Origin of the sequence: Paenibacillus shirakamiensis, from assembly GCF_017874255.1 — a bacterium.
In the GTDB taxonomy this organism is placed as follows: Bacteria; Bacillota; Bacilli; order Paenibacillales; family Paenibacillaceae; genus Fontibacillus; species Fontibacillus shirakamiensis.
Genome location: NZ_JAGGLD010000009.1, coordinates 96,258 through 106,569 on the forward strand (window position 1 = coordinate 96,258; position 10,312 = coordinate 106,569).

7 protein-coding genes, 18 tRNA genes and 1 rRNA gene are annotated in these 10,312 nt (G+C 42.4%); 5 read left to right on the forward strand and 21 right to left on the reverse strand.

The window, feature by feature from the left end:
• Positions 1-50: 50 nt before the first annotated feature.
• From mtnK to J2Z69_RS17940, 3 genes are all read left to right on the forward strand, one after another.
• Positions 51-1,271: an S-methyl-5-thioribose kinase gene (gene mtnK, locus J2Z69_RS17930; RefSeq protein WP_209865919.1), complete on the forward strand. Its 1,221-nt coding sequence runs from the start codon at positions 51-53 to the stop codon at positions 1,269-1,271.
• Positions 1,271-2,365, forward strand: a complete 1,095-nt coding sequence (mtnA, locus tag J2Z69_RS17935) for an S-methyl-5-thioribose-1-phosphate isomerase (RefSeq protein WP_209865921.1) — start codon at positions 1,271-1,273, stop codon at positions 2,363-2,365. The genes mtnK and mtnA overlap by 1 nt, the downstream gene beginning before the upstream one ends.
• Positions 2,366-2,466: 101 nt before the next feature.
• Entirely contained in the window at positions 2,467-3,036 is a 570-nt protein-coding gene (locus J2Z69_RS17940; RefSeq protein ID WP_209865923.1) for a hypothetical protein, read from the forward strand.
• A gap of 77 nt (positions 3,037-3,113) precedes the next feature.
• Here the strand turns inward: J2Z69_RS17940 and J2Z69_RS17945 are convergent, their stop codons facing one another.
• Positions 3,114-3,482 carry a DUF423 domain-containing protein gene (locus J2Z69_RS17945; protein WP_209865925.1) on the reverse strand — a complete coding sequence of 123 codons (369 nt, stop codon included), beginning with the start codon at positions 3,480-3,482 and terminating at the stop codon, positions 3,114-3,116.
• 166 nt (positions 3,483-3,648) lie between these two features.
• On the opposite strand from J2Z69_RS17945, the gene J2Z69_RS17950 reads away from it, so the two are divergent.
• Both J2Z69_RS17950 and J2Z69_RS17955 read left to right on the forward strand, forming a co-directional pair.
• Positions 3,649-4,050: a hypothetical protein gene (locus J2Z69_RS17950; RefSeq protein WP_209865927.1), complete on the forward strand. Its 402-nt coding sequence runs from the start codon at positions 3,649-3,651 to the stop codon at positions 4,048-4,050.
• A gap of 41 nt (positions 4,051-4,091) precedes the next feature.
• Positions 4,092-4,940 (forward strand): DegV family protein, encoded by an 849-nt coding sequence (locus J2Z69_RS17955; protein ID WP_209865930.1) that lies wholly within the window; start codon positions 4,092-4,094, stop codon positions 4,938-4,940.
• 357 nt (positions 4,941-5,297) lie between these two features.
• On the opposite strand, the gene J2Z69_RS17960 is transcribed toward J2Z69_RS17955, so the two are convergent.
• The 20 genes from J2Z69_RS17960 to rrf all read right to left on the reverse strand — a co-directional run.
• Positions 5,298-8,321, reverse strand: a complete 3,024-nt coding sequence (locus tag J2Z69_RS17960) for a PAS domain S-box protein (RefSeq protein ID WP_209865934.1) — start codon at positions 8,319-8,321, stop codon at positions 5,298-5,300.
• Positions 8,322-8,459: 138 nt separating this feature from the next.
• Positions 8,460-8,530 (reverse strand) — tRNA-Gly (locus J2Z69_RS17965).
• A 6-nt stretch (positions 8,531-8,536) separates the two neighbouring features.
• Positions 8,537-8,613, reverse strand: a tRNA-Pro gene (locus tag J2Z69_RS17970).
• 50 nt (positions 8,614-8,663) lie between these two features.
• Positions 8,664-8,737: transfer RNA gene (locus J2Z69_RS17975), tRNA-Pro, on the reverse strand.
• A 10-nt stretch (positions 8,738-8,747) separates the two neighbouring features.
• Positions 8,748-8,822 (reverse strand) — tRNA-Gly (locus tag J2Z69_RS17980).
• Positions 8,823-8,831: 9 nt separating this feature from the next.
• Positions 8,832-8,915: transfer RNA gene (locus J2Z69_RS17985), tRNA-Leu, on the reverse strand.
• A gap of 36 nt (positions 8,916-8,951) precedes the next feature.
• Positions 8,952-9,027 (reverse strand) — tRNA-Lys (locus J2Z69_RS17990).
• A 3-nt stretch (positions 9,028-9,030) separates the two neighbouring features.
• A tRNA-Gln gene (locus tag J2Z69_RS17995) sits at positions 9,031-9,105 on the reverse strand.
• Between the two features lie 24 nt (positions 9,106-9,129).
• Positions 9,130-9,205: transfer RNA gene (locus J2Z69_RS18000), tRNA-His, on the reverse strand.
• A gap of 18 nt (positions 9,206-9,223) precedes the next feature.
• A tRNA-Tyr gene (locus tag J2Z69_RS18005) sits at positions 9,224-9,308 on the reverse strand.
• A 6-nt stretch (positions 9,309-9,314) separates the two neighbouring features.
• Positions 9,315-9,390 (reverse strand) — tRNA-Thr (locus J2Z69_RS18010).
• Positions 9,391-9,427: 37 nt separating this feature from the next.
• Positions 9,428-9,504 (reverse strand) — tRNA-Asp (locus J2Z69_RS18015).
• A 14-nt stretch (positions 9,505-9,518) separates the two neighbouring features.
• Positions 9,519-9,595, reverse strand: a tRNA-Met gene (locus tag J2Z69_RS18020).
• A 39-nt stretch (positions 9,596-9,634) separates the two neighbouring features.
• Positions 9,635-9,710 (reverse strand) — tRNA-Val (locus J2Z69_RS18025).
• 16 nt (positions 9,711-9,726) lie between these two features.
• Positions 9,727-9,801: transfer RNA gene (locus J2Z69_RS18030), tRNA-Glu, on the reverse strand.
• Between the two features lie 19 nt (positions 9,802-9,820).
• Positions 9,821-9,912, reverse strand: a tRNA-Ser gene (locus J2Z69_RS18035).
• A 3-nt stretch (positions 9,913-9,915) separates the two neighbouring features.
• Positions 9,916-9,991: transfer RNA gene (locus J2Z69_RS18040), tRNA-Asn, on the reverse strand.
• Positions 9,992-9,996: 5 nt separating this feature from the next.
• A tRNA-Ala gene (locus J2Z69_RS18045) sits at positions 9,997-10,072 on the reverse strand.
• 24 nt (positions 10,073-10,096) lie between these two features.
• Positions 10,097-10,173 (reverse strand) — tRNA-Ile (locus J2Z69_RS18050).
• A 44-nt stretch (positions 10,174-10,217) separates the two neighbouring features.
• Positions 10,218-10,312: ribosomal RNA gene (rrf, locus tag J2Z69_RS18055) — 5S ribosomal RNA — on the reverse strand; the annotation flags it as partial.

The window sequence follows — 10,312 nt, forward strand, 5'->3', positions numbered from 1 at the left end:
ACAAATGAGAATAACAATTAGACAAGCAATTTATTCGGAGGTGTATGTTGATGTCCCACTATCATCCCCTGACTCTTGATGAGGCAGTCGCATTAGCCCGTTCCATTCCTAACCATTTCTCAGAGCAAGCTGAACTTCTAAGTGAAGAAATTGGAGATGGTAATCTTAATCTGGTCTTTCGAATTACAGATGCAAAGACGAGAAAAGGTATTATTATCAAACAAGCTCTACCTTATGCTAAAGTTGTCGGTGAATCTTGGCCCTTAAGCCTGGACCGTGCTCGCATAGAACGTGAAGCGCTGCAAATTCAATATGCCTTGGTTCCAGATTTAGTTCCTGCCGTGTTCAATTTTGATAATGATCTGGCAGTTACGGTAATGGAAGATCTGAGTGATCATACGATTATGCGTAAGGGACTGATAGACGGTCATCACTATCCACTTTTTGCTGAGCATATTGGCAAATTTATAGCTCACACTCTTTTTTATACGTCTGATCTCGGGATGAACCAACAGCAGAAGAAAGAACAACTTGCTCGTTTCATCAATCCAGATCTATGCAAAATATCAGAGGATCTCATTTTCGAAGACCCTTATCGAGACTCGCCTAACAACAATATTCCTGAATCGATTCGTACGGATGCTGAAGCACTTTGGAACGATAAAGAACTCAAACTCGAAATCGCCCTACTCCGAGAAAGTTTCCTTACGCATACAGAGGCATTGTTACATGGTGACCTTCATACTGGAAGCATATTCGTCACGGCGAGCTCAACCAAAGTTATCGATCCCGAGTTTGCCTATTACGGCCCTATGGGTTTTGATATCGGTGCAGTAATCGGTAATCTATTGCTGAATTATGCTGCTCAACCCGGCTGGTCTGCTACTGCTAACAAGCTTAATAGCCAAAGAGAGTTCTTACTACAGACTATCTTAAATGTATGGGAACACTTTGAGAGCAATTTCATAGCACTTTGGAACCGAGATATCGTGGATATTACAGCAACTACGCCAGGTTATCAGGATATCTATATTCAAAAGATTCTACGTGACACGATTGGTTTTGCAGGAGCCAAAATGATCCGGCGCATTGTCGGTCTATCTCATGTAGCGGATGTAGATACCATTGAAGATGAATATGTTCGCATCCATGCGCAGCGAACTGCGCTTCGAATAGGCACATCTTTAGTCAAGCTAGGACGTAAAGCTACTCATATTCAAGAAATTATTACCATTGCAAAAGCGGCTGTATTGGAGGAGGTCAGACAATAATGGGGACAATCAATTCGGACAATTCTACTCTCGTACCAACTAGTGAAGGACCCTTGCTAAGTCTACGCTGGGAGGAAGATCGCTTATTTCTTCTTGATCAACGCCTGCTTCCTGAGCACATCATCTTCTTAGAGCTAAAAGCCGTCTCTGAGATCTGGGATGCCATCGCTACTATGAAAGTACGTGGTGCACCAGCCATTGGTATCTCAGCTGCATACGGAGTGGTATTAGCTGGACAAGCTTACGAAGGAGACATTCCTGCGCAATGGATTGAAGAGATACACAAGGCTGCTGATTATTTGGCCACTTCACGGCCCACAGCTGTGAACCTCTTCTGGGCTCTAAATCGAATGAAAGATCGTGCTACGCTGCTAAGCGAACAATATTCAGATATCAAAATGTTGAATCTAAGTTTGATGGCAGAGGCTGTTCTAATCCATCAAGAAGATGAAGAGGTATGCCGAATGATTGGTGAGCATGCCCTTCCTTTATTTGAAAGTGGGATGGGCGTACTTACTCACTGTAATGCTGGTGGTTTGGCGACTGCCAAATATGGAACCGCACTCGCTCCATTTTATTTAGCCAAAGAACGAGGGATATCTCTCAAAGTATTTGCTGATGAGACACGTCCCGTCCTTCAGGGTGCAAGGCTTACCGCATTTGAACTACAACAGGCTGGTGTAGATGTAACTCTGCTTACGGATAATATGGCTGCTGTTGTCATGGCAAAAGGATGGATACAGGCTGTTATTGTGGGTACCGACCGTGTCGCTGCGAACGGAGATGTGGCGAACAAAATCGGAACGTATGGAGTAGCAGTCCTCGCAAAAGCACATGGTATTCCGTTCTATGTAGCTTCACCTCTCTCTACCATAGATTTGAGTACAGCATCTGGAGCAGACATTCCCATTGAAGAACGTCCCGAAAGTGAAATCACTGAATTTTATGGCAAACGTACAGCTCCTGTCGGTGTCAAAGTGTTTAATCCCGCTTTCGATGTAACTCCACATGAGTATGTGACAGCGATTATTACGGAAAAAGGAATCGTTCGTGAACCTTATCTAAGTACGCTTCCAGAACTATTCAAAAAGTGAAGCAAAAGTCCCTGTATCCACTTTGCTGAACATGCCATTAGGACTATTAAAATCGACCAAAAGATGGTATGATTTAAGAAAAAGTGTGATTTGAGGGAACTATGAATAATTCATCCAACAACGAAGAACTCGCCTATTTATTTAATGTGGATATTTTAATTAAAGACCGTTCTAATGCACTCGCACTTCAATCTCTAATCGAACTTCTTAATCGCGGTGAGCTTGTAGATTACCGAGTGAAGTCTGGCGTGGAGTTAGGTCAAGTCATTGAAGCAACATTGTCTGCAAAGAGACAAGCTATGATTAACAAGACATTTAAAGGCCCAGAGACGGTTACCTCACCCGTAGTGAATGAGCCGAAGAAAGCTCCAAAAGTCATTTCATCCAGCCCGAAATTTGCAGTAAAGCATGCCTCAGAATCAGAAGAGACGAATACTAATAATCTGACCCAACACATGTCGGATGAAGCTATTCAGTCCTGGATTCAGAATTATATAGATGACAATCGGCTAGTTCGATTATCTATTGAACGTAATCGAGAACGCATGACAATACCTTGTCGTATCTTAAATTATGCCTCAGATACTCGTACCATTAATGTCTATCATGTGGATCAAAAGCAAGTGTATATGTACACACTTAGTGAAATTATCGATTTTGTTGATGCATAGAATTGTGATGCTAGAATAGAAACGACTTCGATGCAAAAAGGGCATTTTCCGGGTGTAACCCGAAAGATGCCCTTCGTTTATTTTTTGAATGCTTCTAAGGCGAATAGTAGCCACCCCAAGATAAAAGCTACGCCGCCAAAAGGAGTAATTGCACCTAGCAAGGTAATCCCTGTTATACTTAGAACATAGAGACTACCTGAGAACAAAATCGTACCGATTAGTAACAATCTACTGGCCCATAATAACCTTTTTGATTCTCCCCATGCATGTGCCGCTATACCAATGAGGATAATCCCTAATCCATGTATCATATGATACAATACTCCGGTCTCATAAGTAGCCGCATGATCTCCCAGAACCGATTTTAAAGCGTGTGCACCAAATGCACCAATAGCTACACCTAATAGCATAACGATGGCGCCAATACCGACAGATTTCCGTTGCATACTTGCGTTTCACTCCTTGTCTTAGTAACCTAATCTTTTTATTTTACATTTTTCTAAGCCGAGGTGCCACAATTAGAAGTTAATCATAAAAGATAGTTGGTTTTCACCATAATTATCAGAATCAAATTTTAATTCAACAAATGGATATTAAAGGAGTTTAGACCTTTTGAAAGATCAACTAAATGAATTCGATCCAGTATTCTCTGATCCGGTCAGTAATATAGCATCCCCTGGAGAAAAACGCCATTCAGGTCCCGGGATAGCTTCATTTATAGTTAGTATTATAGCTTTAGTAGGTTATATTATTGGCTTCTATGTCATCTTTAAGTTCATGAATTCTATGGGTACAACGGAATTAACAGAAGAGGATATTATGAACCATGCCTCCATAACAATTTCCGGGTTTGTCATTGGAGTTTCTTTAGTACTAACCATAATTAGTCTAATTTTATCTATTATTGGAATATCTCTGAAAAATAGAAAAAGACTTTATGCTGTTCTTGGACTTGGTATTGCAGCTGCTCCTGCTTTACTATTTACAATTCTATCCTTAGTCAATTTTCTTTAAAGCATTAACACTTAACATCCAGTCAGAAAAGGGGAATGAACATGGCACATGTCAAAATTTTCGCTGATAGTACGTCCGACCTTCATCCAGATTGGATTCGAGATTATCAGATTGGTATTATTCCACTATATGTTGTCTTCGATCATCAGACCTATAAAGATGGGTTAGAGCTCAATCCGAAGCAGCTATACGATCTTGTGGGTCAAACTGGCAAACTTCCTAAGACGGCTGCGCCCTCACCTGCTGATTTTATCGCCTCATTTCAGCCTTATGTCGATGCAGGAGATCATATTATTTGTATCACCCTCTCTTCTGAACTTTCTTCTACCTACCAAAATGCAGTGATTGCCGCTGGAGAGTTCCCAGAAGGCACGATAAGTATAGTTGATTCACTCAACCTCTCTGCCGGGATTGGCCTTCAAGTTCTGAAAGCAGCACAACTTGCTGAAAATGGAGCAACGATACCCGAGATCCTCTCTATGTTAGAACAGCTTCGTCCCAAGGTAGATACAGAATTTGTTATCGATTCATTAGATTATCTGCATAAAGGAGGTCGTTGCTCAGGAATGCAAAATTTCGTGGGCAGCCTACTAAAAATCCGCCCTGTGATTAAGGTTATTATGGGTAAAATGACCCCCGCGTATAAGGTAAGAGGAAGCCGCGAGAAGGCTTTGGATCAGATGCGAAATAATGCCCTTTCATATACGGCGAGCATGGATAACGACACTATCATTGTTGTACATACGATGGCGGAAGCAGAAGCTAAGGAACTCCAACTCACTCTTCAGCAGCATACTAAGGCTAGACAAGTACTGATTACAGAAGCCGGTTGTGTTATATGCAGTCATTGTGGTCCCAAGACTATAGGCATTATTTATGCATCATTTTAGTTTATTTAATTCAAATGTGTGAATTTATATAAAACAAACTTAAGACCTTCACTTTAGTGTGAAGGTCTTAAGTTTGTTTCGATGATTCGTTTCGATAATTTGTTTCTATTTATTTGTTTCTATTATTGATTATTATTTATATCTTATTGCTTCTATAATTTTTGATTTTTCTATTTTTTTTGCTTTTTCTCTTTGTTTTTTTGTTTTTGTTTTTGCTTTGGTTTTTGCTTTGGTTTTTGCTTTTGTTTTTGCTTTTGTTTAGGTTTTTGCTTTGGTTTTTGCTTTGGTTTTTGCTTTTTTTTTATGTTTCTGCTCGTATAATTTTATTTCTATGTTTTGTTTTGTCTTGCTGCGTTCTCAAGCCGAACTCCCACAGAATAGAGTGAACCGGAATTCAGAACCTTCATGTTCACGACTTTCCACCTCAATAGTTCCGCCCATTAGCTCCACCATTTTTTTACTGATAGCAAGTCCCAGCCCGGTCCCTCCCTGTTTGCGGTTAATCACAGGATGCAGTTGAGAGAAGGACTGGAACAAACGGTGCATCTGATGTGTTGGAATACCCATCCCTGTATCTTTTACACTAAATTCTAACCAGAGCATTTCATCTTGAAGAGTAGCCAGATTTTTGACAGTTACATCAATGGAGCCTTGTACTGTAAATTTAAGTGCATTACCCACCAAATTAACGAGTACCTGTCTGATTCTGCCCGGATCTCCAATTATCGCATCAGGAATATTTTTGTCGATAGCATAAGAGAGTGCAATGCCCTTATCCTCAGCAAGTTTCATGAAAAGATCTACTACGCCAGATACACATTCATCTAATGCAAAAAGCTGATTATCCAGCGCTAGCTTACCGGCCTCAATTTTACTGAAATCTAATACGTCATTTAAAATATTCAGGAGAGCACGGCTACTCTGCGAGATAATGTCAGCATATTCTCTTTGTTCTTCAAGTAAGTCACTCTCTAGAAGTAGATCGGTCATACCTATAATTCCGTTCATAGGTGTACGAATTTCATGACTCATCATAGCTAAAAATTCTGATTTGGCCAAAGCGGCTTGTTCTGCTAACTCTTTAGCTCGAATAATTTCACGCTCATTTGTAATATCCGTGAACACCACCACGACCCCAATAATCTGTTCTCGATTGTAAAGCGGAGTGACCCTATACTGAACCAAAAAACTTGATCCATCTTTCCGAAAAAATACTTCTTCATTCACGAATCGAGGTTTTCCATCCATAAATGTAGTATGAATGAAACAGTCTTCAATAGGAAAAAGGCTTCCATCGCTTTTCGTATGATGAATTAATTCGTGGGTGTCTTTCCCGATCAGCTCTCCAAGTAGATAACCTAACATCTTACAGGCGGCAGGATTCATAAATATGGTTTTTCCCTCTATATCCGTTCCATAGATTCCTTCCGATACTGAATTAAGAATCAATGCATGTTCATAACTAAGTTTCTCAATCTGCTGTACATACCTTGTTCGCTCTGTAATATCATTGGCTAACCCATATACGCCAACAATATGTTGATCCACATAGATAGGCACATTCGTAACACTTAGCTCCCGGTGTTCTTTATCTTTTCTTACGATTGTGGTTTCATATTTTTGGGGTATTCCCGTAACTGCCACATCAAAATGTTCCACAGTTCTTCCCAAGTCCCCTTTTTCTATGAGGTCAGTCATGTTCATCTTTAGGAGTTCTTCTTTGGAGTAGCCTGTAAGCGTCGCAAGATGTGGATTGAGCGTCTGAAACTGGCCTTGTAAGGTCATAGAATATACAGCAGATGGACTATACTCAAATAGCGATTTATAGCGCTGTTGACTCTCTTGAAGTTTTCTTTCACTTATCCTCCGATCCGTAACATCCCTAGAAATACAAGTAAGTTCTATGAGGTCTCCACTACTTTCTTCATAGGTGTATTTCCCTGTACTTTCTAACCATAAATAATGACCCTCTTTATGACGAAATCGAACAGTAATACTATATTTTTGAGAAGTAGCCAATTGAGCACTAAGTTCATCTTGGATGATATGTCTATCCTCAGGATGAATATAATCATATGGACTTGTATTTATTAGCTGATCAGGTGTATACCCCAGTAAGGAGTAACTTGCCGGTGAAGCGTAAAGGTAATTGTATTGACCATCTAGAGCATGTCTGGAAATAAGATCTAATGAATTTTCCGAAATTAGCCTATACTGCTTCTCGCTTGTACGTAATCGCTGCTCCATCTTATGTCGTTCCGTGATATCTTGAACAATGCCCACAATTCTACGAATCTGACCCTTCTCATCCTTTTCGACATCTGTCTGACTGAACATGACCCTAACTTGCCCCGAGACAGGTAAGATCCTAAAATAATCCTCACTTGCTATCCCTTCCGTAGCATCTGTAATCACTTGCTGCATATGCTCTAGATCTTCAGGATGAACCAATGAGAGCCAGGCAGCAAGCGGATCAGGTTGATCATTAATATTCATTCTATAGATCTGATGCAGCTCCTCAGAACATGTTAACTTCCCCTGCACCATATCCCATTCCCATGAACCGATTTGAGCGATTCTTTGTGCACGTCTAAGATTCCTTTCACTTCGCTCTAGATGAGCTTCTGCCTGTTTTCTGGGGGTAATATTCCGAGCTATGATTAGGAATTTCTCCGAATTCTCTTCATTATCTTTTACCTGTTGAATACTTGCCTCAATCCAGACTTTATGCCCCTGCTTATGCTGAATTTCCGTAGTTAAAAGTCCACTTTTAAAATATTGACCATAGTTCTCCGTAGAATTTCCTGTCGCACATAGCTCCACAAAACTTCTTCCTATTAATTCTTCAGGAGAATATCCTAATAGCTCTTGCAACCCACTCGATATAGTTACGAACGTTCCATCTTGATCTGTAAAAGCAATAATGTCTTTGGCTTGTTGATGAATGGTCTGTAGTAACTTCTCTGACTGTTCTAACCTCTTTTGAGTATGCCGATGCTCCGAGACATCTCTAGAGATGGAATATACACCTACTACTTCATCTTTTACGATAATGGGGATGTAAGTAACGGACATTTCAATCTCTTGAGACTGCTTGTCCCTAAAACATAGATCAAAATGATGGGATTCCTTTTCTTTAGCTCGCTGTAGATAAAAATTTCTACGCTCCATGTTCTCAGAGGTGAACATTTCGTAAGATGGTAGATCTATTAGGGTATCCAATGAGTAACCTGTAAGCTGTAGGGCTGCTGGATTAGCATGTATGTATTTTCCCTCCAAATCCATAATACTTATGGCATCCGGGTGATAGTCATATAAGGAAATATAGGCGCTTCCTTCTGAAATCAGGGTTCGGAGTAGTTCATTGTTATGATTCCTCAAGGTCAACTTCCTTTCTATCCATGAAAATTCAATAAAGAGATCACATCTATTCTACTCCACTTCAAGAAGATTGTGACCTGTAAAAATATATAAACAAAAAGCGTTATGATTGAGAACAATCATAACGCTTTTGTAAGAAGCGGGTGATGGGAATCGAACCCACGCTATTAGCTTGGAAGGCTAAAGTTCTACCATTGAACTACACCCGCATATAATGGTCGGGACGACACGATTTGAACATGCGACCCCCTGGTCCCAAACCAGGTGCTCTACCAAGCTGAGCTACGTCCCGTAAATATTTCTTAAATCTCTAACTCTATTCATATTATCTACTAAAAACAATCGGGACGACACGATTTGAACATGCGACCCCCTGGTCCCAAACCAGGTGCTCTACCAAGCTGAGCTACGTCCCGTTAGTAAAAATGGAGCGGACGACGGGAATCGAACCCGCGACCCTCGCCTTGGCAAGGCGATGCTCTACCGCTGAGCCACGTCCGCATAAAAAAATGGTGCGCGTGGAGGGACTTGAACCCCCACGCCAAAGGCGCTAGATCCTAAGTCTAGTGCGTCTGCCAATTCCGCCACACGCGCACAATACATACATTCCACTTCCTAATAGAAGTAAAATGGTGAGCCATGAAGGGCTCGAACCTTCGACACCCTGATTAAAAGTCAGGTGCTCTACCAACTGAGCTAATGGCTCAAATGGCTGGGGATATAGGATTTGAACCTATGCGTGACGGAGTCAAAGTCCGTTGCCTTACCGCTTGGCTAATCCCCAACAATTGAATGATACTGATTAAAATGGGGCGATCGATGGGACTTGAACCCACGAATGCCGGAGCCACAGACCGGTGCGTTAACCCCTTCGCCACGACCGCCATAGTACAAGTGAAAACTGGTGGAGGCTGATGGATTCGAACCACCGAACTCGTAGAGAGCAGATTTACAGTCTGCCGTGTTTAGCCACTTCACTAAGCCTCCGAGAAATGGTGCCGGCGAGAGGACTTGAACCCCCAACCTACTGATTACAAGTCAGTTGCTCTACCAGTTGAGCTACACCGGCACGGTGTTTAGTATTACCTATTGAACCAAAATTATAATGGCGGAGCCGACGGGATTCGAACCCGCGGTCTCCTGCGTGACAGGCAGGCATGTTGGGCCTCTACACCACGGCTCCACAGTTAGAATTATTGGTTGCGGGGGCAGGATTTGAACCTGCGGCCTTCGGGTTATGAGCCCGACGAGCTACCGGGCTGCTCCACCCCGCGTCATTGAAAAATATTCATCCTTAGCATTTAAGGAAATCATGGTGGAGGCTGAGGGGATCGAACCCCCGACCCTCTGCTTGTAAGGCAGATGCTCTCCCAGCTGAGCTAAGCCTCCATAAATAAAGTTGAAATGGTGACCCGTAGGGGATTCGAACCCCTGTTACCTCCGTGAAAGGGAGGTGTCTTAACCCCTTGACCAACGGGCCTTACATAAGAGAGAAATAGTGGCGGAGAGAGAGGGATTCGAACCCTCGAGACGCTTGTGACGCCTACACGATTTCCAATCGTGCTCCTTCGGCCAGCTCGGACACCTCTCCATATGGCTCCCCGAACAGGGCTCGAACCTGTGACAACTCGATTAACAGTCGAGTGCTCTACCAACTGAGCTATCAGGGAATATTTGGTGGAGCCAAGCGGGATCGAACCGCTGACCTCCTGCTTGCAAGGCAGGCGCTCTCCCAGCTGAGCTATGGCCCCTCGTATGTATTACAAGTAAAGTGATGGTGGGCCCTAGTGGACTCGAACCACCGACCTCACCCTTATCAGGGGTGCGCTCTAACCAGCTGAGCTAAGGGCCCAAAATGTGAATATATTTCATAAAAAAGTCCCCCTAAGGGGTTTTGCTTGGCGGCGTCCTACTCTCCCAGGACCCTGCGGTCCAAGTACCATCGGCGCTGGAGGACTTAACGGTCGTGTTCGGGATGGGTACGTGTGGAA